Origin of the sequence: Rhodanobacter sp. C05, assembly GCF_002001165.1 — a bacterium.
Classification (GTDB): Bacteria; Pseudomonadota; Gammaproteobacteria; order Xanthomonadales; family Rhodanobacteraceae; genus Rhodanobacter.
Genome location: NZ_MUNQ01000013.1, coordinates 84,913 through 107,817, shown reverse-complemented (window position 1 = coordinate 107,817; position 22,905 = coordinate 84,913). Strand labels below are relative to the sequence as shown.

Here is a 22,905-nt window from a genome sequence, read left to right as displayed (position 1 = left end):
GACCACTAGACGCTCAAAACGGCATTTTTAGCCTGTAGTCCACGGCCAGCAACTGTTTGCGGAACACTTGCTGGATGCGCTTCAACGCTACCGGATTGTCCGCCTCGAAGCGCAACACCAGTACCGGCGTGGTGTTGGAGGCGCGCACAAGACCCCAGCCATCCGGCCAGTCCGCGCGCACACCGTCAATCGTGATCAGCGTGGCTTCATCGAAGCTGGCCTGCTGGCGCAGCTTGTCCATGAAGCGGTAGTGCTCGCCCTCATCCATCTCGATCTTCAATTCGGGCGTGGAAACACTCTTCGGCAAGGTGGCGAAGATTTCCTCCGGCGTACGTCCCTGCAGGTCGCCGGCGAGGATCTCCAATAGTCGCGCGGCAGCGTAGATGCCGTCATCGAAACCGTACCAGCGCTCCTTGAAGAAGAAATGCCCGCTCATCTCGCCGGCCAGTTCCGCAGCGGTCTCACGCATCTTGGCCTTGATCAGCGAATGGCCGGTGCGCCACATCAACGGGCTGCCGCCAGCGTCCAGGATCTGGCCTTTCAGATGGTTGGTGCACTTGACGTCGTAGATGATCGTGGCACCTGGCTGGCGCGACAACACGTCGCGCGCAAACAGCATCAGCAACCGGTCCGGGTAGATGATCTCGCCGGACTGGGTGACCACGCCAAGGCGATCGCCGTCGCCATCGAAGGCCAGTCCCAGATCGGCACCGGTCCGCTTCACCGAAAGAATCAGGTCCTCCAGATTGTGGGGATCCGACGGGTCCGGATGATGGTTCGGGAAGTTGCCATCGACATCGCAGTACAGCGGGATTACTTCACAACCGACCCCTTCCAGTACCTGTGGCGCGATCGCACCTGGAATGCCGTTGCCGCAGTCGACGACGACCTTCAGATGGCGCTCGGCAAGCACATCGGAAACGATCTTCTCGATGTAATCGGGTGCCACGTCGACCTGGCGCAGGCTGCCCTGGCCGTCGCTGGCCAGCGCGCCGCTGGCAATGCGCTGGTACAGATCCTGTATCGCGCCTTCGGACAAGGTCTCGCCGCCGACCACGATCTTGAATCCGTTGTAGTCCGGCGGATTGTGGCTGCCGGTGACGGCCACGCCGCAACCGGTATTGAAGCGGTAGGCCGCGTAGTACACCACCGGCGTCGGTACCGCGCCAACATCGATCACATCGATACCGGCAGCGCGCAGGCCATCGGCCAGCGCACCGACCAGCTCCGGTCCGGACAGACGGCCATCCCGCCCCACCACGATCTCGCGCAAACCCTTCTCGCCCATCAGGGTACCGATCGACTGACCGAGCGCGTGCGCGACCTCCTTGTTCAGCGTCTTGCCGACCACGCCTCGCACGTCATAGGCGCGAAAGATGCTCGGATCCACACTGACCGCCAGCACAGGTGCCGGGGCAGGTACCGGGGTTGCAGGCATGACAGGTGCGGTAGCGGCTCTTTCGATTCTTGCGGGCAAATCAATTTCCTCGGGTTCGGACGCCGAAACGTCATGCAATCGCAGGCGCAGGCGCAGCAGGAAGAACCCGCCGCCGAGGCCCAGCAAGGTCAGCAAACCGCTCAGAAACCATGAGTGCGGCAATACGATGAAGGCACCGGGCAAACCGACCCCCACGCTGAATGCGCTGCCGGGCACCGGTTTGCCGGTCGGCTCGGTTTCGGCCGAAGTACCTCCATTCGAAAGCAGCGCCATGTCACCGTGCTCGTCGCCCTGACGCAAATCAAGCCGGCCACCGGCCGGCGAGATCGACTCAAAGTGCTGGCGCAACGGCGTGAACGGCAACTCGACCCAGGCCCAGGCCTGTACCTGCTGCGGCAGTCCCAGCGGGATCACCAGACTCAGTCGGCGATCATTGCCGCCATAGGAGACACTCTGCGCCAACGGCGTCCCTTCAGCACCTTGCGCGGCCATCAACTGGGCTGCCTTGGCATAGCCGAATTCACGGTAATTGGCCTTCAGCACTTCGTGCAGGTCGCCGCTGTACAGCTCCAGCTTCTGCACCTGTGGCAACTGCTTGCGCAGGGCGATGGCCGATTGCACAGGATCGCTCATCAAGGTGGCAGGATCGGCCGCCGCCAGCACTTTCTCGACCTTGCCACGCTGCATGGCAATCTCATCGGCCAAGGCATGCACGACTTGATCCTGGGCAACATGCACCCGTTCGATGGCATTGCCTTCATCGGCAATCAGCCAGGTTTGCCAGGCGCAGAACAGCCCCAGCACCAGCAGCAGCGTGCCGCCGATCAATGGCAGCAAATTGCGCCAGTCGACCTGCAGTTGTCGCAACCGTTCCCTTGCGATGTCTATCGCCATGTCCCGCCCCGCAGGTTGTGCCCGGTGAATCGGTCCGGCGCGTACTCCATACCGACCCAGCCTGTCATTTGATACCGGTCGAGCCGAATCCGCCGCCGCCGCGTTCGCTTGGCGCGAAATCGGTCACGATGTTCAGTCGTGCCTGCGCCACCGGCACCAGCAGCAGCTGCGCAATGCGGTCGCCCACGCCGATGGTGTACGACTGCACGCCGCGATTCCAGCATGAAATCATCAGCGGGCCCTGATAGTCGGCATCGATCACCCCGACCAGATTGCCCATCACCAGGCCATGCTTGTGACCCAACCCCGAGCGCGGAACGATCAGTGCGCACCAGCCCGGATCACCGATGTGGATCGCAATGCCACTGGGCACCAGTGCGCTCTCACCCGGCGCCAGCGTCAGCGGCATCTCCAGCGCAGCGCGCAGATCCATCCCGGCACTCCCTGCCGTGGCGGCCTCAGGCAACGGGATGCTTTCACCCAGGCGCGCATCGAGGAGCTTCAGCTCGACATCGACCCTCATGCGCGGGACACCCGGTAGCGCTCGGCCACGTGGGCGATCAGCTGCCGGGCCAGCTCGGGCTTGGCTGCCCGTGGCAGCTCGACCGCACCGTTGGCCCAATAGAGGCTCAAGGCATTGTCGGCCGCCTCGAAACCGAGACCCTCACCGACCTGGTTGGCAGCAATCATGTCCAGCCCCTTGCGTTGCAGTTTGCCCTGCGCGTAGCTCGCCACATCATGCGTTTCGGCAGCAAAGCCGACCAGGAAGGGATGCACGACTTGTGCCGACAGGCTAGCCAGGATGTCCGGATTCTCGCCAAGCTGCAGTGTCAAGGGCGCCCCAGCGCGCTTTTTCAGCTTGTGCGTAGATACCTCCAGCGGTCGGTAGTCGCCGACAGCAGCGGCACCGATATAGATGTTCGACTGCGAAGCAGCCGCCAGCACCGCCGCATGCATCTGCGCCGCACTGCGCACATCGATACGATGAGCAACGCCAACCGGCGTGGCCAGGCTCACCGGTCCGGCGACCAGAGTCACCACCGCACCTGCCTGCGCAGCCGCTTCGGCCACCGCAAAACCCATCCGACCGGAGCTGCGGTTGCCGATGAAACGTACCGGATCGATATCCTCGTAGGTCGGGCCCGCGCTGACCAGCACATTCAGGCCGGCCAGTACCTGACTGCCGAACGAAGCCACCAGCGCATCACGCAGTTCATGCGGCTCCAGCATGCGGCCACTGCCGATATCGCCGCAGGCCTGCTCGCCGGCTGCTGGACCGAGCAATTGCACGCCACGCTGGCGCAACGTGCCGATGTTCGCCTGTACCGCTGGATGCGCCCACATCTGCTGGTTCATCGCCGGCGCCACGTAAAGCGGAGCGGCGCTGGCGAGGCATAAGGTGGTCAGCAGGTCATCGGCCAGCCCATGTGCCAGACGTGCCAGCAGGTCCGCACTGGCTGGCGCGATCAGGATGCGTTCGGCCCAGCGCGCCAGTTCGATATGGCCCATCGCCGCTTCGGCGCCTTCATCCCATAGCGAGACGCGGACCGGCTGCCCGGACAACGCCTGGAACGTGGTCGGGCCGATGAATCGAGTGGCTCCTTCGGTCATCACCACGCGCACCTCGGCGCCAAGCTCGCGCAGGCGGCGAACCAGTTCGCAGGACTTGTAGGCGGCGATGCCGCCGGATACTCCCAGCAGGATGCGGCGTTGGGCAAGACTCATGTAAGGCGGGCCTGACAATCGGGCAGACCTGTAGCTTACCGGATTCATTCACGTCAGCCGCTGCCCGTCCTGGGTGTCGTCCGGCAAGTTGTAAGCATGAGTATCCGTGACTGGCCCGAAAGCGAACGTCCTCGCGAAAAATTGCTGGCACGTGGCAGCGCCGCGCTATCCGACGCCGAGTTGCTGGCCGTGCTGCTGGGCAGCGGAAGCAGCGGCAAGGATGCCATTGCGCTGGGCCGCGAACTGCTGGCCAGCGCCGGTAGTCTGGGGGCGTTGCTCGGTCGGCCTGAGCAGCCGATTCGTGTCGGCGGACTGGGACCGGCCAAACAAGCACGGATTACCGCCGCACTCGAACTGGCCCGACGCAGCCTGGCCGAGCAGCTGCAGCAGCAACCCCGTTTGGGTAACCCGCGAGATAGCGCCGACTTCCTGCGCGCGCAATTGCGCCACCTTCCGTACGAAGTATTCGGCTGCCTGTATTTGGACAACCGTCACCGCGTACTGGGATTCGAGGAATTGTTCCGCGGTACCGTCGATGGTGCCAGCGTGCATCCGCGCGAGGTGGTACGAGCCTGTCTCAAGCACAACGCCTGCGCGGTGATCTTTGCGCACAACCACCCCTCCGGTGTCGCCGAGCCAAGTGCCGCCGATCGGGCGATCACTCATGAGCTGCGCGATGCCCTGCGGTTGGTAGGTGTGCGGGTACTTGATCATCTGGTGATCGGCACCGGCGAGCCGATATCGATGGCCGCCCGCGGCCTGCTCTGATCCGGTATGCGGCCACAAAAAAAACGGCGTGGAATGAACCACGCCGCCAGGGCCGCTTTGGGAGGGGAGAGTGCGGCGTCTCCAGATGCCTGTCATGGAGGGGAGTCGTGTCAGGCACCCAAGAAGTGTCGCAGCGCCGCATGACAGGTTGATGACGTGGAAACCTCCCGTCGGAAATGCCATCGAGTCAACAAAACTTATGCACAAACCGCCTATATCGGCACTTGCGAGAGCAATCACGCCTTTCGCTCTAATTTCATCGTATAAACAATTGATATTCAAAAGATATTTGTTTTCAATTTTTGATTTTTGTGGAATTGCAGCGGTTTTCTGGCCCCGACATGCTGCTTTCCCCACAGACTTATCCACAGGATGACAACCGCAGTGCATCAAACTCCTGAACGGCCGGGCAATTCATGGACACCGGCATGATCTGGCACCGGCAAACCCGGTCCGTGCTCATGGCGGTCTGTTAGGATTGGCGGTTCCATCACGAAACCGATCCCACCCGTGAAAGAACAGCTGCGCGAACTGGTGCTGCAGGCGATCCAGGCCCTGCAAGCCGATACCACCCTGCCTGCCGACCTCGCCTTGCCGGGCTTCGTGATCGAACGCGCACGCAGCCGCGAACATGGAGATTTCGCCTGCAACGCCGCCATGCTGCTGGCCAAGCCGGCGCGTGCGAAGCCTCGCGAACTGGCCGAAAAACTGGTGGCGGCACTCCCCGCCAATGCACTGGTGCAAAAAATCGAGATCGCCGGGCCCGGCTTCATCAATTTTTATCTGGCCGCCGCTGCGTACCACGCCGAAGTGCGCCAGATCATGGCGACAGGCGACGCCTACGGCCGCAATGACCGTGGCGCCGGCAAGACGGTCGGCGTGGAATTCGTCTCGGCCAATCCGACTGGCCCGCTGCATGTCGGCCATGGCCGCAACGCAGCTATCGGCGACTGCCTGAGCCGGCTACTGGACGCCAGCGGCTGGAATGTGAAGCGCGAGTTCTACTACAACGACGCCGGCGTGCAGATCGCCAACCTGGCGATCTCGGTGCAGGCGCGCGCGCGCGGCATCACCCCGGAAGACAGCGGCTGGCCTGAGAACGGCTACCGTGGCGACTACATCGCCGACGTGGCACGCGCTTACCTCGACCGCGAATCCGTGGTGGCCGATGGCGAAACCGTCACCGGCAGTGGTTACGTGGACGACCTCGACGCGATCCGCCGCTTCGCCGTGGCCAGCCTGCGACACGAGCAGGATCTGGATCTGCAGGCGTTCGGCGTCGGCTTCGACACCTATTTCCTGGAGTCATCGCTGTACAGCGACAGCAAGGTGGAGGAGACCGTGCGCGAGCTGGTCGCCCACGGCCACACCTACGAGGAGGGTGGCGCGCTGTGGCTGCGCACCACCGACTACGGTGACGACAAGGATCGGGTGATGCGCAAGTCCGACGGCACCTATACGTATTTCGTGCCGGACGTGGCCTACCACCTGTCGAAATGGCAGCGCGGCTACGGCAAGGCCATCACCGTGCTGGGCTCGGATCACCATGGCTCGCTGGCACGGGTGAAGGCCGGTCTGCAGGCGCTGGATTGCGGCATTCCCAAGGGTTACCCCGACTACATGCTGTATCAGATGGTGACGGTGATGCGTGGCGGCGAAGAGGTGAAGCTTGGCAAGCGGGCGGGTAGCTATCTGACTCTTCGCGATCTGATCGATGATGTCGGCCGCGACGCCACACGTTATTTCCTAATCGCGCGCAAGTCTGACTCACAGTTGTTGTTCGACGTCGACCTGGCGCGTTCGCAGAGCAACGACAACCCGGTTTACTACATCCAGTATGCCCATGCGCGCGTATGCAGCGTGCTGCGCCAGGCGCCCGAGAAGGGTTTCACGTTCGACCTGCAGGACGGCCTCGCCAACCTGGCCCGGCTGGACAACGAGCACGAACAGATCCTGCTGACCGAACTGTCGAAGTATCCCGAACTGGTCGAGGCCGCCGCGACAAACCTGGAGCCGCACCTGGTGGCCGCATGGCTGCGCGAACTGGCCAACGCGTTCCACACTTACTACAACTCGTACCAGTTCCTGGTCGAGGACGCTGCGCTGCGCAACGCGCGTCTCGCGCTGGTGGTGGCAACGCGGCAGGTGTTGAAGAATGGTCTGAATTTGCTGGGCCTGGGCGCCCCGGAGAGCATGTAATGGCAGCACGCAAGGGCAAGGGTCGGCAGGCCGTGCGCAACAACAGCGGCGGTTTTCCGGGTTGGGGTTACGCGGTCATCGGCGTCCTGATCGGCGCCATCCTGATGGCGGTGATGATGCGCGGCAGTCTGCTGACCAGCCTGCGCCAGCCGGTGGGCCCGCAAGCGAATCCGCAGGCGACTGCACAGAGCGGCAGTGATGCCGGCCTCGCGCCAGCCCCCAGCGAGAGCGCACCGAAGAAGCCGCAGTACGACTTCTACTCGGTACTGTCGGAGAAGGAAGTCCGTATCCCGGACGCCGTGATCAGCGCGCAGGCACGTGCCGAACAGCAGCAGAAGCAGCTCGCCGCCCAGCAGCAGGCCGCAGCCCAACCGCAGGTCGCCACCGAACAGGCGCCCCCGCCGGCGAATGCACCCGCCGCGGTCAGCCAGAACATCACTGCCGCTCCCGCCAGCGCGGTGTCGCCGCCCAGCACGACCGGCAGCGGTTACCTGCTGCAAGTCGGTGCGTTCCCGAATGCCGCCGATGCGGAAACCCTGAAGGCGAAGATGGCCCTGCAAGGCTTCATCGCCAACGTGCAATCGGTCGACATCAATGGCCAGACCTACCATCGCGTCCGCCTCGGCCCGTTCCATTCGGCCACCGAGCTTGAGTCGACCAAGCAGCGACTGGCGTCGGCGGGAATCAACGCCATCGCCTTGAAGGAGGGCAAATAGCGCGCAGCGAACCCCAGCCGCGCAAGCGGCCCTGTTGACCTCCATGTCACGACCCGCCTGGCTGGACTCTCACGCATGACGACCAAGACTGCATGGATAACCGGCGCCACCTCCGGGTTCGGCGCAGCCGCCGTGGAACGTTTCGTGGCCGGTGGCTGGCGGGTGATCGCCAGCGGCCGCCGCGCCGAGCGGCTGCAACGTCTGGCGACACAGCACGGTGCCGAGCGCGTGCATGCGACGGCGTTCGACGTCCGCGACGAGACGGCGATGCGTGCGGCGCACGCGGCCCTGCCACCTGAGTTCGCCGGTATCGACCTGCTGGTCAACAACGCCGGCCTGGCGCTGGGCACTGCGCCGGCGCAGCAGGCGGACCTGACGCAGTGGAAGCAGATGATCGACACCAACATCACCGCGCTGGTGTCGCTGACCCATCTGCTGCTGCCGCAACTGATCGAGCGCCGCGGCACGATCGTCAACATCAGCTCGATCGCGGGCAGCTACGCCTACCGCGGCGGCAACGTATACGGCGGCACCAAGGCCTTCGTCACCCAGTTCTCGCAGAACCTGCGCAGCGATCTGCACGGCACTGGTGTGCGGGTGAGTTCGATCGAGCCGGGCATGGCCGAAACCGAGTTCACCCTGGTGCGCACTGGCGGCGACCAGGCCGCATCAGAGAATCTCTACGCCGGCGCGCACCCGATCACCGCCGGCGATATTGCCGACACGATCTGGTGGGTCGCCAATCAGCCGCCGCACCTGAACATCAACCGCATCGAGGTGATGCCGGTCAGCCAGTCAGCGGCCGGGCTGCAGGTTGCCCGCGACAGCTGAACGGATGCGCCCGCTGGACGGGCAATACGCTTTCACCAACCCCGTACTTCCCAGGCAAGCACGCGCAAAGCAATCAGCTGGCCTCGCCGCGATGCGCGTCATGCGTCACGAACGGACGCGCGGGATCGGGCAGGTCGAGCCAGTGCGCGTGCCCCAGCGTATGCCGCATGTCGTCCACGCCGCTGCGCCAATGTTCCTGCATGGTCGCCGCGCTGAACTCGTAGTCCTTGTAGTTGCCTTCGTACGGCTTGTCGCGATAGATCAGGTGCACCACGTTGACCAGCGCGCCGTTGGCGCGCGCTTCGGCGCGACGGAACGCCGGATCGCCGCGCCGATCCGGCGGCACCAGCGCCATCAGATCGTGCAGCAGGCGTTGCTGCTCCTGCGCGGTGCGCATGTATTCGGTGACGAGCCGTGTGCGGCTGGAGAACTGGATCTCCTTGCTGCGTTCGGCGACCTGCAGCATGTCCTGCGGCAGCGCTCCGGCGGCGCTCCACAGGTCGACCTGGAACACCAGCGTGTCGCGCCGCGGCTGTTCGGTCAGCACCCGGTACAGCGGCGTGTTGGAGACCATGCCGCCATCCCAGTAGAACTCGCCGTCGATCTCCACCGCGGGAAAGCCCGGCGGCAGCGCGCCGGAGGCCATGAAATGCTCCGGCCGCAGGCGCTGGTGTGCACTGTCGAAATAGGCGAAGTTGCCGGTGCGCACGTTCACCGCGCCGACCGACACGCGCAAGGTGCGCGGGTCGTTGATCCGGTCGAAATCGGCGAGCCGCTCCAGCGTGCCGCGCAGTGGCGCGGTGTCGTAGTAGCTGGCGCTGGCTGGTCTGTCCGGAGCCTGCAGGTAGGGCGGCGGCAACCGCGGCGTGAAGAAGCCGGCCTGACCTTCGGTAAGTGCGCGCCAGGCAGCCCAGCCGCTCATAGCACTCAACGTGGATGCCGGCCAGCCATGCCCGTCCGGCAACGCCGGCAGTCCCAGCGCCGGCAGCAGCGGAGGCTGGCAGATGGTCTGCCAGAATTCGCGCAGCCGCTCGACCCGCCGCTCCGGCGGATTGCCGGCAATGATCGCCGCGTTCAACGCGCCGATCGAGATACCGGCCACCCAGTTCGGATGGCGACCGGCCTCGGCCATCGCTTCGTAGACGCCAGCCTGATAGGCGCCCAGCGCACCTCCTCCCTGAAGGACCAGGGCGGTGGTGTGGTACTCCTGCGCCGGCTTGGCGGCAGCGGACTTGCCGCCACCGTTGGCGGGCGGACTGGGTTTGCGAGAATTCACGCGCTGGCTCCGTTCATCCGGTGAGGCGGTTCAATCAGCAAGGTAGTCATGCACGACCTCGCCCAAATCGAGGGTGAGGTCGGTGATGTAATGCAGCGCCGACTCCACCTTCAACACTGGCAGATCAGCCACCGGCGCCAAGGCATGCGGGTGCAGCTCGAGCGAACCCGGTCCGCTCCATGCACCCTTCAGCGTGACGTTGGTGGTGTAGTAACGGACCAGCTCGCAGATGCGCGGCGTGCCGTCCACGTGCGGAATGATCTTCAGCAAGAACCCCGGTGCCGCGAGCCCGGCCAGCACCGCAGCATGGTCGGCCTCGCGATGCTTGAAACCCATCGTGGCCTTGGCGACCCGCACCTTGCCGTAGTCGAGCGTACCGACCAGGGTGTCGATCTCGGTCTCCAGTACCGGGCTGGCCAGCTTCTTGGGGAAACCCCAAAGTTCGCGACCGCCGGCAATCGGCGGGTGGTCGTTCAAGTACATGGAATGCACGTAGCCGCCACGTTGTCCGCGGAAACTCACCGGGATCACCTGACCCGATTCGGTGTAGTCACCAAAGCCGGTGGAATCCGGCATCCGGATGAATTCGTATTTGACCAGCGGCTCGGTGACTTCCAGCGGTTCGGGTACCACCGCACGCAACGCATCCATGTCGGTGCGGTAGGTGATCACCAGGAATTCGCGGTTGATGAAGCGATACGGCCCGGGTGGAAACGCCGGGCTGGTCAGCGGCATGGCGAACGCATTCGCCTTCACGTCGGCAATCTTCATGGGGACATGTCCTGGCACGGCATGACAATGGAGACGGCGCGATCGCTGCGACCACGCCGCCACGGAATGCAGCTGCTACGTGGCTACTGCATGTACCAGCCGTGGCTGACCACAAACGACTGTCCGGTCAACGCGGCGCTGGGGAAGGTGGCCAGATACAGCGCGGTCTGCGCGATATCCTCGACTGTGGTGAACACGCCGTCGACGGTGTCCTTCAGCATCACGTTCTTGATCACCTCCGCTTCGCTGATGCCCAGCTCCTTCGCCTGCTCGGGAATCTGCTTCTCGACCAGCGGCGTGCGCACGAAGCCCGGGCAGATCACGTGCGAGCGCACGTTGTGTGCGGCGCCTTCCTTCGCCAGCGTGCGCGCCAGGCCGAGCAGGCCATGCTTGGCGGCGACGTAGGCCGACTTCAGCTTGGATGCTTCATGCGAATGCACCGAGCCCATGTAGATCACGATGCCGCCCTGGTCGCCCTTGTACATGTGCTGCAGCGCGGCCTTGGTGGTGAGGAAACCGCCATCGAGGTGGATAGCCAGCATCTTCTTCCAGTCGGCGAAGGCGAACTGGTCGATCGGGTTGATGATCTGCACGCCGGCATTGGAGATCAGGATGTCCAGACGTCCAAACGCGGCCACCACCTTGTCGGTACCCGCGTTGACAGCATCCTCGTTGCTGACGTCCATCGCCACACCGATTGCCTTGCCACCGGCGGCCGTGATCTCGGCCGCCGCCGCATCGGCGGCCTGCTGGTTGATGTCGGCAATGCCCACCGCCGCACCATTTTTTGCATACAGCTCGGCGATCGCCTTGCCGATACCACTGGCCGCACCAGTGATCAATGCCACCTTGCCATCAAGACTTGCCATGAGTTGCTCCTGGATCGATGTGGGGGATTTTTTGCAGTGCACCATTGAACCCCGGCCGGGCCAGGAAGGGAAGACCGGCTTGCGGATCAGTGTGTTTCTTCCGCCAGATAGGTGTAGGCCGTCAGACCGCCATCGAGCGTGCCATACAGCTGCTCGGCCTCGAGTCCGGTCACGCCCGCACTGGCGATGCGCTCGCGGTAGCTCCGGCGCAGCGCTTCGAGGTCGTAGCCCACGTAGTCGAGCATGAGATCGGTGGTATCGCCGCGGCGCTTGTGTGCGAACACATAACCCTCGCCATCGACGCGCACGTTCACCGCGTCGGTGTCGCCGAACAGGTTGTGGATGTCGCCCAGCGTCTCCTGGTACGCACCGACCATGAAGATGCCGAGCCGGTAGCTCTCGTCCTCCTTCAAGGCATGCAGCGGCAGGCTCACGTCGATGCCATCGGCATCGACGTAGTGGTCGATGCGGCCGTCCGAATCACAGGTGAGGTCGACGATCACGCCGCGACGGGTCGGCTCCTCGTCGAGCCGCGCGATCGGCGTGATCGGGAAGATCTGCTTGATCGCCCAGATGTCCGGCACCGACTCGAACACCGAGAAGTTGACGAAGTACTTGTCGACCAGCTTCTCGTCCAGATCGTCCAATGCCGGCCGGTGCGAGCGTTCGGCCGGCAGCAGGCGTGCGCGCACCGCGTTGGCGATCGCGTAGTACATCTCGTCCAGTCGCGCGCGATCGGCCAGCGCGAGCTGGCCCAGCGCGTACAGCGTCTGGCCTTCCTGCAGGTGGTGCTGCGCTTCGTGGAACAGCTCCAGCGCGGGGCGCCGATCCAGTTCCTCATGTGTTTCACGCAACCGGCGCAATACGGCCGGCTCATCCGCGCACGGCGGCGGAATCGCACCAACCGGCACTTCCTCCACCTCGGTCACATTGACCACCATCACCGCGTGGTGCGCGGTCATCGCGCGACCGGCCTCGGTGAGGATATGCGGCGCGTTCAGGCCTTCAGCTTCCACCGCTTCGGCCAGCGACTGCACGATGGTGGCGGCGTATTGCTCGATCGAATAGTTGATCGAATTGTGGCTGCGCGAACGGGTGCCTTCGTAATCCACGCCGAGGCCACCGCCGACGTCGACAATCTCCAGCGGTACACCCATCCGCTTCAGTTCGACGAAATAACGCGTGGCCTCGCGCATGCCGTTGGCGATGTCGCGCACGTTGGAGATCTGCGAGCCCATGTGGAAATGCTGCAACTTCAGCGTGTGCTTGAGCCCGGCCGCATCGAGCCGCTCGATCAGGGTCAGCACCTGGTGCGGCGACAGGCCGAACTTGCCCTTGTCGCCGCCGGTGTTCTGCCACTTGCCGGCGCCGATCGAGGCCAGCCGCACGCGTACGCCGAGCAGCGGTTCGATACCTAGCGCCTTCGCCTCGGTGAATACATGATCCAGCTCGGACAGCTTCTCGATCACGATATGCACGCGCAGGCCGAGCTTCAGCCCGATCAGTGCGAGACGGATGTACTCGCGGTCCTTGTAGCCATTGCAGATCACGATGGAGCCGGGCCGCGCCATCGCCAGGACTGCCATCAGCTCCGGTTTGGAACCCGCTTCCAGGCCGAAACCGTGTTTGCCTGCGGCGACCAGTTCGCCGGCCACGCCGCGCTGCTGGTTCACCTTGATCGGGTAGATCGCGGTATAGCCGCCCGCGTAGTTCCACTCGCCGATGGCCTTGGCGAACGCGCCCTGCAGCCGCGCGAGGCGATCGGCCAGGATGTCCGGGAAGCGCACCAGCAACGGCAACCGCAGCCCCTCGGCGCGGGCGCGCTCGACAATGCCGGGCAGCGACAAGGCCGGGCCGCTGGCGCCGCGCGGGCGCATCACGATCTCACCGGCCGCATTCACGTCCACATAGCCATCGCCCCAATGCGGCACGGCGTAGGTGTGGCGGGCGGAGTCAGTATTCCAAGGATTCGACATCAACGAAGTTCCATTGTGTAAACGGATGATGTCGTCGCAGCGGCGAGCCTTGACGGTGTTGCTCGACGAAGGAGCACGAAGTCCGAGCGACCGGAAGCCTCGCACGCCGCGGGGTCGATCGGGCTTGTCGGCCACCAGGCGCGCTGCGCCGGCGAGGCCGGAGCGCCATTGTAATGGTCTGCTGTGACAATTGGCGCATGACCCCCCGGTGCCACGCCGGGATGTTCACCGCCGTTGCGGCTACAATTGGCGGTCTTTATCTTCCCATCCGGTTCTTCAGGAACACCCGCCATGTCGCAGCAGATCAGCTGGTTCACCGAAGCCCATCAGGCTTCCGGCTCCTCCATCGGTTTCCGCACCGAGCAACTGCTGCATGCGGAGAAGACCCCGTTCCAGACCATCGAGATCTACAAGACCACCGACTGGGGCAACCTGATGGTGATCGATGGCTGCGTGATGCTGACCACCCGCGACAATTTCCTCTATCACGAGATGATGACCCATCCGGCGCTGTTCACCCATGCGCGCGCCAAGCGCGTGGTGATCATCGGCGGCGGCGATTGCGGCACGCTGCGCGAGGTGCTCAAGCACGAGGAAGTGGAGTCCGCGGTGCAGGTGGAGATCGACGAGCGCGTGACCCGGCTGGCCGAGGAGTATTTCCCGGAGCTGTGCGACTCGAACCATGACCCGCGCGCCGAGCTGCTGTTCATCGATGGCATCAAGTACATGGCCGAATGCGAACCCGATTCGCTCGACCTGGTGATCGTCGACTCGACCGACCCGGTTGGCCCGGCCGAAGGCCTGTTCAATGCTGCGTTCTATGCCAGCTGTCACAAGGCGCTGCGTCATGGCGGCCTGCTGGTGCAGCAGAGCGAGTCGCCGCTGGCGCATCTGGACCTGATCAAGTCGATGCGCTCGGCGATGCGCACCTCCGGCTTCAACGCGGTGAAGACACTGCCGTTCCCGCAGCCGTGCTACCCGACCGGCTGGTGGAGCTGCACGATGGCGCGCAAGGGCGGCGACCTGTCCGGCTTCCGCGAGCGCGGCGCGCTCGGCAAGAACTTCCCGACCCGCTACTACAACGCCGACATCCACAAGGCTGCGCTGGCGCAGCCGGAGTTCATGCGCGAGGCACTCGGCGAATAAGCTCCGCCTGCACGCCTCGGATCAGAACAGTGTGCCGCGCACCTTCGGCAGCAGCACCAGCAAAAGCGTGGCGAACGGACCGAACAGCAGCGACAGCAGGAACCACAGCAACCCGCTGCGGTTCTTGCCCTGCGCCAGTGCGGCGTTGATCAAGGCCAGCGTGCCCCAGCCCACGAACCAGGGTGCGCCATCGGCAAGTCTCGACAAATGATCCACTATGCGTCTCCCGGACATGAGGGGCGCGGTTCTGCACCCAGCTGGGCATCGTAGCAAGCCTGGCAACGTTTGCCGGGCACCTCGGACAACCGTGTCAGCCGTGCTTAATCTGCGGGCTGTATGCTCACCTCTTTGACCTCGGACCCAACCCATGATGCGTGGATGGCGTTGCCTTGCCCTGGCATGTGCAGTTTCACTGGTGACCACACCGGCTCTCGCTGGCAAAACCGCGGCCGGCAAGGCCGCCAGTTCACCCAGCAAGGCGGCCAAGGCCCGCGACAAGGCCCAGCTGGCATTCCAGCGTGATCTGATCAGCGTGCTGGCACCCAGCGCCACGGCACAACCCCTGCTTGGTGCCGCCCTGCTGGCGCGGCCGTTGTTCAACCAACCGGAGACCGGCAGTTTCCATACCCTGATCGGGCGTGCCGCGATGGCTGAAGATGCCGATGCGGCGGTGAGCTGGGTCCGCCTGGCTGACTGTGATGCCAAGGCCGATGCCTGCCCCAATCCCGCCGCACTGGAGTTGCTGCAAACGCAGGCAGCGGACAACGCTGCGGTATGGCTGCTCAAGCTGGCCGAAGACACCCGCAACCTGAAGTCGGATGCCGCCCGCGAGGATCTGGGCAGGGCTGCCGCAGCCAAGCTGTATGACGATTACACCGGTGCAAGCCTGAAGGCGCTGGCCAGCGCGGTCGGTACGTTGCCACCACCGGCCGGCACGTTCGATCCGGCGCATGCAGCCGGCGCGGTCGGCATGCAGACAATGCTGGTCTACGGCATCGGCAGCAGCCAGCCGCAACCGGGTCTGCAGCTCACCGCCAAGCTGTGCGAAAACGCCGGCGACGATGCCTCGATCAAGGCCGACTGCCTGAAACTCGGCAAGACTCTCGAATGGGGATCCAGCCCGCTGGCTCGCTCGCTCGGCCTGCACCTGCGCGAAGTGCTGGCGGATGACCCGGCCCAGCAGGAAGATGCCAAACGCACCCGGCTCAGCCTGATCTGGCAGGTACAGAGCTTCGCCCAGCTGCTCGCCCGTGCGCCGGACGACAAGGCGCTGGCCCAGCACCTGCTGGCGCTGGCCCGCAACGGCGGCACCGAGATGAGTCTGGTTCTGGCGGCCCTTCGCGACAACAACCTCCCGACTGATCCCCCGACAGACTGGAAGCCACAGTAACCTGACGCAACGCCGCTTTGCGCGGCATCCGCAGCCGTGTAGGCTTGGACCACCTTCCGCGACAAGGGTGAGTCGATGCTTACGACGCTGGTGGCAAGCAGCAAGGGCGGATGCGGCAAGAGCACACTGGTAACCCAGCTGGCCTCGCACTGGGCACAGGCCGGGCAACACACCGCCATCATCGACGCCGACCGGCAGGGTTCCAGCTTCCGCTGGGCCAGCCTGCGACCGGATAACGTGCCTGGCGTGCTGGCCCTCGAAGGCAGCCGCAAATCTCTGCAGAAATTGCCACCGGATACCCAGCAGGTTCTGATCGACACGCCGGCCGGCTCCGGCGAGCGCGAGTTGGAACCGTATCTGGAACAAGCCCATGTGCTGCTGGTGCCGGTACTGCCGTCCTCGTTCGATCTGCACGCCACGCTCGGCTTCATCGAGGAGCTGCGCGCAATCAACCGCATCCACCGCGGCAAGCTGCCGGTGGGACTGGTCGCCAACCGGCTCAAGCCGTGGACGCACGCCAGCCAGGACGCGATCGCCCAGCTTGCCGAACAATCACCCTTCCCGATCGTCGCGCAGCTGCGTGACAGTCAGGCCTATGTGCTGCTGAGTGCATTGGGCAAGGGCATCTTCGATTACCAGTCCGAACAGGTACGCAGTCACCAGCAGGACTGGAAGGCCCTGCTGCGCTGGATCAAGCGGCAGCATTGAGGCCGCTGCGCCTGTTGTGAAGCCATCCTCGCGCGTCCTCATCCATCGGAGTCCCCCATGCACGAATTGATCCTGTTGCGACACGCCGAAGCCGTGCCGATCGAAACTTCCGGTGATGACCAGCAGCGACCGCTGAGCGCGCGCGGCCAGCAGGAAGCACAGGCCGCCGGACGATGGCTGGCCTCGCACGGCGTGCGACCCGGACGTGCGCTGTGTTCGCCGGCCCGGCGCGCCGATGAAACCGCACGGCTCGCGCTGGCCGCGATCACCGACGCCCCCACGCTGCAACTGGCACCGGAAATCTACGATGCTTCACCAGGTGAGTTGCTGGCCCTGCTCGATCAATACGGCGAGCCCGGCACGGTGATGCTGATCGGCCACAACCCCGGCATCGAGCGGCTGGTGGCACTGCTGGTCGAGGGCCGCTCCGACGAATTCCGCGGCATGCCGCCCGGCGCGCTGGCCGTGCTGCATCTGGATGGCGCACTCGAACCGGGCAATGCCCGGCTGGATGCCTTCTGGTCACCGTGAGACGACGCTTCACTGCCTGTCTGCTGGCCGCCCTGGCCCTCGCTGCGCCAGCGGCACGATCCACCGACTACCGTATCGCTGCAGACCGTTCGCACGCGGATTTCGCCGTGCGCCTGCTCTGGCTGCACACGATCAGTGGCCGCTTCATGCAGATCAACGGTCAGATACGGCTTGATCCGCACGGCCTGGCAACGGTCGATGCGCGCATTGCCGTGGACAGTGTGGCGATGGATTCAGCGCGCTTCCGCCGCTGGGTACTGGCACCGGAATTCTTCGATGCCGCACAGTATCCGGCCATCCATTTCATCTCCGAGCCGATCCCGCTGGCTCTTTTGAGCACGGGCGGCACGCTCAACGGCAGGCTAAGCCTGCGCGGCATGACCCAGCCGATCCGCTTCGAGCTGCAACCCGCCGCCTGCGGCGCAATCACCACGGCAGGCTGCGTGATCGAGGCGCATGGCACGCTGTCGCGCAACGCGTTCGGCATGAGCACCCATCGCACCGCGCTTTCCGACCAGGTGCAACTGGGTCTGTGGATTGCGCTTGGCCCCGCCGTGGAATGAGCCTGTCCCCGTATCATGGGCGCATGCCCCAGCCGCACCAGATCGCCCGGATCGCCCGCATCATCCTGCTCGGCCTGTTCGCCACGGCCTTGCTGCAAGGCTGCACGTTGTCGCGGGCGCAAATCCGTCGTGCCGATGCGGTAGTCGCCGCCACGACCGACCGGCAGACGAGCTGCACGCGCGACGATCACTGCGCGCTGCCGTCGCCGCTGCTGGATGCGGCAACCCAGGCACTCACGGCATCCACCGCCGACCAACCGGTACATGTGGTGACCCTGCTCGACGACAGCGAGCCGGCCCTGGTCGCGCGCGTCAACCTGATCCGCGCAGCTCGGCACTCGATCGACGTGCAGACCTATATCTGGGACCAGGACGACACCGGCCAGCTGATGCTGGACGAACTGGTCCAGGCGGCGCGGCGCGGCGTGCAGGTACGCATCCTCGCCGACCAGCTGTTCTCGTTCAACGACCCGGCCCTGCTCGATCGGCTGGCACGGGTCAGCCCGAACCTGCAGGTGCGCCTGTACAACCCCACCTTCCACAAGGCCCGCACCGAGCCCGTGGAGTTCGCCGCCGGCCTGCTGTGCTGCTTCGTGCAGTTCAACCAGCGCATGCACAACAAGCTGCTGCTGGTCGACGACAGCATCGGCATCACCGGTGGGCGCAATTACCAGGATCGCTACTTCAACTGGGACGACAGCTTCGACTATATCGACCGCGACGTGATGGTCGGCGGGCCGGCCGCGCAGCAGATGGCCGCCAGCTTCGAGCTGTTCTGGCAGCACAAGCGCGCGGTCGCACTGACCCATCTGCGCGACGTCAACCAGCGCATGCTGGCCGACAGCAGTCCGATCACCTGGCCGGCGCCGCACTACCGACAGCCGCTGCGGGTGGCCCAGGTGCAGCAAGCCGCCGGGGATGTCGCATGGCTGCAGGCGTGGCTGGTCGAACCGACCCTGCATGTCGGCAAGGTCGAATACTTCAGCGACCTGCCGTCGAAGACCGATCAGCCGGAAAAGAAACGCGCGCAGGACTTCACCCGCAACATCATGGCGATGGTCGGCGACGCCAAGCACGAGGTATTGCTGCAGACCCCGTACCTGGTGATGAGCCGTCGTGCGCAGCGCATCTTCAAGCGCCTGCACCGCAACGCCGATCCGCCCCAGGTGACGGTGTCCACCAATTCACTCGCCTCGACCGATGCGTTCGCCGTTTATGCGCTGTCATACAAGCACCGCAAACGCTACCTGGAAACGTTCGGCTTCGAGATCCACGAACTCAAGCCGCATGCGCCCGGCCCCGCCGTGGATTACGAACTGGCCAACCTCGGCGCCGATACATCGACCCTGCCGCCGGAAACCGCCAGCCCGGCCAGTGCCACCCGTACCCGCTTCCATCTGCTGGGCGGCCGCGGCAGCGGCAGCCGACCGGCACCGTTGCGCAGCGAAGGCCGTCGCTTCGGCCTGCACGCGAAGTCGATCGTGATCGATGACCTGTTCGCGATGGTCGGCTCGCACAACTTCGACCCGCGTTCGGACCACTACAACACCGAGGCCGGGGTGATCGTCTACGACGCACGCTTCGCCGACCAGCTGCGACACAGCATCCTGCGCGATACCGAGCCGGAAAACGCGTGGGTGGTCGCGCCGCGGCGTCCGGAAATACCCGTGCTCGGCGATCTCAGCGAAGCCATCGGCAGCGTTTCCGAACAACTGCCGCTGTTTGACCTGTGGCCGTTCCGCTATGCCACCAGCTACGACCTCAATTCCGGCTGCCAGCCGATGCGCGCCAACAATCCGGGTTTCTACGCCTGCTATGCGCCCGTCGGCGATTTTCCCGATGTGGCGCTGTCGCCGAAACTGATCATCACCCGACTGATCACCGCGTTCGGCGCCGGCGTGAAAGGAATTCTCTGACGTCTACGGCAACTGCGCCGTGCGCTGATCGCCGGAAGAGAATCGCATCGGCAGATCGCCACTGATGCCGTCGGCATGATCGGCCGGCACGGCGAAATGCCATCCCTCCACGCTGCGCAGTGCGTGCATGTCGAGTACCGGATCGCCGCTGGACTCGACCAGGCGTGCAGCACGCACGCGGCCGCTTCCATCGATGTCGAGATGTGCCACCACGCGGCCATCGAGATGGCCACGCAGGACCGCCCAGGACTGGGAGGTGTCGTCGGGCATCGTCTGCGGCACCAATTCCGCCGGTGCACTGGATCGCGGCGTTTCGATCCGGTGCTCCGGAACGATGCGCTGCGTCTGCACCGCACTGATCGGGCCAGACCTGCGGACTGGCAAGGGCAGGGCATGACGCCGTGGTGCGTGATGGACCACGCCCAAGCGTGCTGCCGATCCTTGCCAGCCGGCGGTCAGGCTGCTGAGCCAGGCGGTGCCGGCCACACCGACCGCCAATGTCAGCAGGCTCAGGCCGGTGCTCGTGCGCAGGCGCAACATGCGAACCTGGTGGCGGGATTTTTTGCGGAAGCGGCGTTCACGGCCGCTCGAGGATCGCCGTGACGCCCATGCCACCAGCGGTGCAGATCGAAATCAGGCCACGGCCGGAGCCTTTCTGTTCCAGCATCTTCGCCAGCGTGGCGACGATGCGTGCGCCGGTGGCAGCAAACGGATGGCCGACCGCCAGGCTGGAACCGTGCACATTGAGCTTTGCCGGATCGATCGATCCCAGCGGTGCATCCAGGCCGAGCCGGTTCTTGCAGTAGTCGGCCGATTCCCATGCGCGCAGCGTGCACAGCACCTGGGCCGCGAACGCCTCGTGGATCTCGTAGTAGTCGAAGTCCTGCAGGGTCAGGCCCTGTCGCGCCAGCATGCGCGGCACCGCCACGGTCGGCGCCATCAGCAGGCCTTCGCCGTGCACGAAATCGACCGCGGCCACTTCGGCATCGCGCAGGTAGGCCTGGATCTTCAGGCCACGCTGCGCGGCCCATTCATCGCTGCCCAGCAACACCGCGGCGGCGCCATCGGACAGACCGGTGGAATTGCCTGCGGTGAGTGTGCCGTGGCCGGACGTCTTGTCGAACGCGGGCTTCAGCGTAGCCAGCTTCTCCATGGTTGAATCCGGCCGCAGGAAGCCATCGCGCTTGAGGCCGCGGAACGGCACCAGCAGTTCGTCAAAAAAACCGTCCGCATACGCTGCGGCGAGCTTGTGATGGCTGTCCACTGACAGCTGGTCCTGCGCTTCGCGCGAGATCTGCCACTCCTTCGCCATCTGCTCGCAGTGGTCGCCCATCGACTTGCCGGTGCGCGGTTCGGCCACGCCGGGGAACGAAGGCTTCAGCTCGCGGAAGGCGAATCCGCGCAGCGCGGCCTTCAGCTTGTCCAGCGGCGTCTTGGCGCGGTTCATTGCCAGCAGGCGCTTGCGCAGGCGTGCGCCGTAGACGATCGGCACATCGGAGGTGGTATCCGAGCCACCGGCGATACCGGCGTCGATCTGCCCGACGGCAATCTTGTTGGCGATGATGATCGTGTTGTCCAGCGAGGTGCCGCAGGCACGCGCGGTGGTGATGCCCGGTGTGGTCGGTGCCAGCCCGGAACTGAGCAGCGCCTCGCGCGCCAGGTTCCAGTCCGACGAGTGCTTGATCACCGCACCCATCGCCACTTCGCCCAGTTCCACGCCATGCAGGCCGAACCGCTCGACCAGCGCGCCGAGCACCTTCACCGACATGCCGAAGTTGCCGACATCGGCATACGCGGTGTTGTTGCGGCAGAACGGGATGCGTACGCCGCCGATCACTCCGACGCGCCTTTGCGTGTTTTCCATGCTCAAAACAGTCCCGAACTCAAGTCGCCCAAGGCTAACCCGCCATGCCGTGCGGCGAAAGCCCAAAACGCTGAATGGTAGAATTGATTCCCTTTGCCATTCGGAATTGCTGCCTGTGGAAGCGCAAACGCTGCTCGCCCTGCCTGTGGTGCTGGCACTGGAACCGGTCGCCGGCGAAACCGCAGCGCGTGTGACGCTGAGCCGCGACGAAGCCGCCGAACTGGTCGAGCTGATTGCCGCCGACCTGCATGCGCTGGTGCCGCAGGTCGATGCCGCGCGACTGGCGCTGGCCGGGGCACTGTTCGACCAGGTCGAGCTGTTGCGACCGGGCTTCCCGGTATGGGCGACGCTGGATGAACTGGCCCGGCGCGTGCCGCGCGCCCAGCTGGGCAACGTGGTCGCGTTCGGCAGCCACGAAGGCCACATGCCGGCGCACCCGCTGGAACCCTCGCCAGTGCTCGCCGATGGCCCGATGCGATTGCTGCCGCTGAGCCTGCTGGCGCCACCGGAACTGGCCGAGGCGCTGTCCGACCAGCTGGAGATCCAGCTGGTCGGCCGAGGCGAAGCCGGCGCGCGTACGGCTGACTGGCTGATGCGTACGCTCGGCATCCGGCTGGAGCACGTGCGTTACCTCAGCCGCAACGACCTGCTCGCACTGACCTGCGTGCAGTACGAGCACGTCAATCTGGCCTCGCTGTGGACCCTGCTGGAAGCCGCGCTGCTGACACCTTACCGCGCCGAGTCCACGCTCAGTGCACGCGGCCTGACCCTGCACTACGCCGACGGCATGGTGGAAGCGCAGTCGCCTTCACAGTGGCTGGTCACCCAGCGCGGCGAAACCGCCCAGCGCGTGCACGCGTTTGCCGGCATCGTGTTCGAATTGCGCCAGTACGCCGCCTTGCTCGACGCCCATCAGCTGCCGTTGCGCCTGCAGGCCGTTGCCGGGCAGGAAACCCTGGCCGCGGCCGGCTATCTGTTGGAAACCCTGGCCGCAGCCGAGCCCGGCTACGATCCACCGACCCTGTTCGCACACGAGGCACCGGGTCTCGGCGTGGTTGCAGTCAGCGTGGCCCAGCGCAGCGCAGCCGGCGTGGCACGGGTGCTGGCGCACGCCTATCCGCTGCAGCCACAGGCATTGGGACCATTGCTGGCGCTGTTGGCCGAGCGCTACCACACCGCCGCTGACCTGCATGCGCTGGGCCGGATCGTGCTTGACGAGCACGGCCGGCTTGGTGCGCCGGCGATTGCCCTGCATTGAGCCGATCACAGTTTCCCGCCGTGGCATTTGTGCCGCAGCAGACACCGGGTGCATGATGGGTTTGCG

At 65.0% G+C, this 22,905-nt stretch carries 21 protein-coding genes; 11 read left to right on the top strand and 10 right to left on the bottom strand.

The genetic code is table 11. The features are described 5' to 3' along the window. Window positions 1–13: 13 nt before the first annotated feature. From B0E51_RS19765 to coaBC, 3 genes are all read right to left on the bottom strand, one after another. Window positions 14–2,332 carry a phosphomannomutase/phosphoglucomutase gene (locus B0E51_RS19765; protein ID WP_077445362.1) on the bottom strand — a complete coding sequence of 773 codons (2,319 nt, stop codon included), beginning with the start codon at window positions 2,330–2,332 and terminating at the stop codon, window positions 14–16. 64 nt (window positions 2,333–2,396) lie between these two features. Then, window positions 2,397–2,855 carry a dUTP diphosphatase gene (gene dut / locus B0E51_RS13215; protein ID WP_077445361.1) on the bottom strand — a complete coding sequence of 153 codons (459 nt, stop codon included), beginning with the start codon at window positions 2,853–2,855 and terminating at the stop codon, window positions 2,397–2,399. Further along, the gene (gene coaBC, locus B0E51_RS13210) at window positions 2,852–4,057 is read right to left on the bottom strand and encodes a bifunctional phosphopantothenoylcysteine decarboxylase/phosphopantothenate--cysteine ligase CoaBC (protein ID WP_077445377.1); all 1,206 of its coding nucleotides are present in this window, start codon (window positions 4,055–4,057) and stop codon (window positions 2,852–2,854) included. The genes dut and coaBC overlap by 4 nt, the downstream gene beginning before the upstream one ends. 96 nt (window positions 4,058–4,153) lie before the next feature. Between coaBC and radC the strand changes: the two genes are divergently transcribed. The 4 genes from radC to B0E51_RS13190 all read left to right on the top strand — a co-directional run bounded on the left by radC (window position 4,154) and on the right by B0E51_RS13190 (window position 8,571). Beyond that, entirely contained in the window at window positions 4,154–4,825 is a 672-nt protein-coding gene (radC, locus tag B0E51_RS13205) for a DNA repair protein RadC (RefSeq protein ID WP_077445360.1), read from the top strand. Between the two features lie 510 nt (window positions 4,826–5,335). Beyond that, a complete protein-coding gene (gene argS / locus B0E51_RS13200) occupies window positions 5,336–7,024 on the top strand; it encodes an arginine--tRNA ligase (RefSeq protein ID WP_077445359.1) in 1,689 nt (562 codons plus the stop codon). Beyond that, window positions 7,024–7,740, top strand: coding sequence for an SPOR domain-containing protein (locus tag B0E51_RS13195; protein WP_077445358.1), 717 nt, complete (start codon window positions 7,024–7,026; stop codon window positions 7,738–7,740). The genes argS and B0E51_RS13195 overlap by 1 nt, the downstream gene beginning before the upstream one ends. A 75-nt stretch (window positions 7,741–7,815) precedes the next feature. After that, complete coding sequence (locus tag B0E51_RS13190) at window positions 7,816–8,571, top strand: SDR family NAD(P)-dependent oxidoreductase (protein WP_077445357.1); 756 nt, start codon at window positions 7,816–7,818, stop codon at window positions 8,569–8,571. A gap of 73 nt (window positions 8,572–8,644) precedes the next feature. Here the strand turns inward: B0E51_RS13190 and B0E51_RS13185 are convergent, their stop codons facing one another. The 4 genes from B0E51_RS13185 to speA all read right to left on the bottom strand — a co-directional run bounded on the left by B0E51_RS13185 (window position 8,645) and on the right by speA (window position 13,463). Beyond that, window positions 8,645–9,847, bottom strand: a complete 1,203-nt coding sequence (locus B0E51_RS13185) for a patatin-like phospholipase family protein (protein ID WP_077445356.1) — start codon at window positions 9,845–9,847, stop codon at window positions 8,645–8,647. Window positions 9,848–9,877: 30 nt separating this feature from the next. Next, entirely contained in the window at window positions 9,878–10,618 is a 741-nt protein-coding gene (locus tag B0E51_RS13180; RefSeq protein WP_077445355.1) for an acetoacetate decarboxylase, read from the bottom strand. Between the two features lie 83 nt (window positions 10,619–10,701). Beyond that, window positions 10,702–11,487: a 3-hydroxybutyrate dehydrogenase gene (locus B0E51_RS13175; protein ID WP_077445354.1), complete on the bottom strand. Its 786-nt coding sequence runs from the start codon at window positions 11,485–11,487 to the stop codon at window positions 10,702–10,704. An 86-nt stretch (window positions 11,488–11,573) separates the two neighbouring features. Continuing rightward, window positions 11,574–13,463 (bottom strand): arginine decarboxylase, encoded by a 1,890-nt coding sequence (gene speA, locus B0E51_RS13170; protein WP_077445353.1) that lies wholly within the window; start codon window positions 13,461–13,463, stop codon window positions 11,574–11,576. 291 nt (window positions 13,464–13,754) lie between these two features. Here speA and speE point away from each other — a divergent pair, with 291 nt between their 5' ends. Next, complete coding sequence (speE, locus tag B0E51_RS13165; protein WP_077445352.1) at window positions 13,755–14,609, top strand: polyamine aminopropyltransferase; 855 nt, start codon at window positions 13,755–13,757, stop codon at window positions 14,607–14,609. Between the two features lie 21 nt (window positions 14,610–14,630). On the opposite strand, the gene B0E51_RS13160 is transcribed toward speE, so the two are convergent. Continuing rightward, complete coding sequence (locus tag B0E51_RS13160) at window positions 14,631–14,825, bottom strand: antitermination protein NusB (protein ID WP_077445351.1); 195 nt, start codon at window positions 14,823–14,825, stop codon at window positions 14,631–14,633. Window positions 14,826–14,976: 151 nt separating this feature from the next. On the opposite strand from B0E51_RS13160, the gene B0E51_RS13155 reads away from it, so the two are divergent. The 5 genes from B0E51_RS13155 to B0E51_RS13135 all read left to right on the top strand — a co-directional run bounded on the left by B0E51_RS13155 (window position 14,977) and on the right by B0E51_RS13135 (window position 19,717). After that, a complete protein-coding gene (locus B0E51_RS13155) occupies window positions 14,977–15,999 on the top strand; it encodes a hypothetical protein (protein ID WP_077445350.1) in 1,023 nt (340 codons plus the stop codon). A gap of 75 nt (window positions 16,000–16,074) precedes the next feature. Then, complete coding sequence (locus B0E51_RS13150) at window positions 16,075–16,707, top strand: ParA family protein (RefSeq protein ID WP_077445349.1); 633 nt, start codon at window positions 16,075–16,077, stop codon at window positions 16,705–16,707. Between the two features lie 57 nt (window positions 16,708–16,764). Continuing rightward, on the top strand, window positions 16,765–17,238 hold the full coding sequence (locus B0E51_RS13145) for a histidine phosphatase family protein (protein WP_077445348.1): 474 nt from the start codon (window positions 16,765–16,767) through the stop codon (window positions 17,236–17,238). Beyond that, complete coding sequence (locus B0E51_RS13140) at window positions 17,235–17,801, top strand: YceI family protein (RefSeq protein WP_077445347.1); 567 nt, start codon at window positions 17,235–17,237, stop codon at window positions 17,799–17,801. Before B0E51_RS13145 ends, B0E51_RS13140 begins: the two co-directional genes overlap by 4 nt. Before the next feature lie 23 nt (window positions 17,802–17,824). Next, window positions 17,825–19,717 carry a phospholipase D family protein gene (locus B0E51_RS13135; protein ID WP_143525915.1) on the top strand — a complete coding sequence of 631 codons (1,893 nt, stop codon included), beginning with the start codon at window positions 17,825–17,827 and terminating at the stop codon, window positions 19,715–19,717. Window positions 19,718–19,720: 3 nt separating this feature from the next. Here the strand turns inward: B0E51_RS13135 and B0E51_RS13130 are convergent, their stop codons facing one another. After that, a complete protein-coding gene (locus tag B0E51_RS13130) occupies window positions 19,721–20,257 on the bottom strand; it encodes an energy transducer TonB (RefSeq protein WP_077445346.1) in 537 nt (178 codons plus the stop codon). A gap of 37 nt (window positions 20,258–20,294) precedes the next feature. Then, window positions 20,295–21,581: an acetyl-CoA C-acetyltransferase gene (locus B0E51_RS13125; protein ID WP_077445345.1), complete on the bottom strand. Its 1,287-nt coding sequence runs from the start codon at window positions 21,579–21,581 to the stop codon at window positions 20,295–20,297. Between the two features lie 115 nt (window positions 21,582–21,696). On the opposite strand from B0E51_RS13125, the gene B0E51_RS13120 reads away from it, so the two are divergent. Beyond that, complete coding sequence (locus tag B0E51_RS13120; protein ID WP_077445375.1) at window positions 21,697–22,839, top strand: hypothetical protein; 1,143 nt, start codon at window positions 21,697–21,699, stop codon at window positions 22,837–22,839. The last annotated feature ends 66 nt before the right edge of the window (window positions 22,840–22,905 follow it).

Coding starts and splice junctions, on each gene's coding strand:
- B0E51_RS19765 (WP_077445362.1), bottom strand. CDS start 2,332: ATGGCGATAGACATCGCAAGGGAACGGTTGCGACAACTGCAGGTCGAC.
- dut (WP_077445361.1), bottom strand. CDS start 2,855: ATGAGGGTCGATGTCGAGCTGAAGCTCCTCGATGCGCGCCTGGGTGAA.
- coaBC (WP_077445377.1), bottom strand. CDS start 4,057: ATGAGTCTTGCCCAACGCCGCATCCTGCTGGGAGTATCCGGCGGCATC.
- radC (WP_077445360.1), top strand. CDS start 4,154: ATGAGTATCCGTGACTGGCCCGAAAGCGAACGTCCTCGCGAAAAATTG.
- B0E51_RS13195 (WP_077445358.1), top strand. CDS start 7,024: ATGGCAGCACGCAAGGGCAAGGGTCGGCAGGCCGTGCGCAACAACAGC.
- B0E51_RS13190 (WP_077445357.1), top strand. CDS start 7,816: ATGACGACCAAGACTGCATGGATAACCGGCGCCACCTCCGGGTTCGGC.
- B0E51_RS13180 (WP_077445355.1), bottom strand. CDS start 10,618: ATGAAGATTGCCGACGTGAAGGCGAATGCGTTCGCCATGCCGCTGACC.
- B0E51_RS13175 (WP_077445354.1), bottom strand. CDS start 11,487: ATGGCAAGTCTTGATGGCAAGGTGGCATTGATCACTGGTGCGGCCAGT.
- speA (WP_077445353.1), bottom strand. CDS start 13,463: ATGTCGAATCCTTGGAATACTGACTCCGCCCGCCACACCTACGCCGTG.
- speE (WP_077445352.1), top strand. CDS start 13,755: ATGTCGCAGCAGATCAGCTGGTTCACCGAAGCCCATCAGGCTTCCGGC.
- B0E51_RS13155 (WP_077445350.1), top strand. CDS start 14,977: ATGATGCGTGGATGGCGTTGCCTTGCCCTGGCATGTGCAGTTTCACTG.
- B0E51_RS13150 (WP_077445349.1), top strand. CDS start 16,075: ATGCTTACGACGCTGGTGGCAAGCAGCAAGGGCGGATGCGGCAAGAGC.
- B0E51_RS13145 (WP_077445348.1), top strand. CDS start 16,765: ATGCACGAATTGATCCTGTTGCGACACGCCGAAGCCGTGCCGATCGAA.
- B0E51_RS13135 (WP_143525915.1), top strand. CDS start 17,825: ATGCCCCAGCCGCACCAGATCGCCCGGATCGCCCGCATCATCCTGCTC.
- B0E51_RS13130 (WP_077445346.1), bottom strand. CDS start 20,257: ATGTTGCGCCTGCGCACGAGCACCGGCCTGAGCCTGCTGACATTGGCG.
- B0E51_RS13125 (WP_077445345.1), bottom strand. CDS start 21,581: ATGGAAAACACGCAAAGGCGCGTCGGAGTGATCGGCGGCGTACGCATC.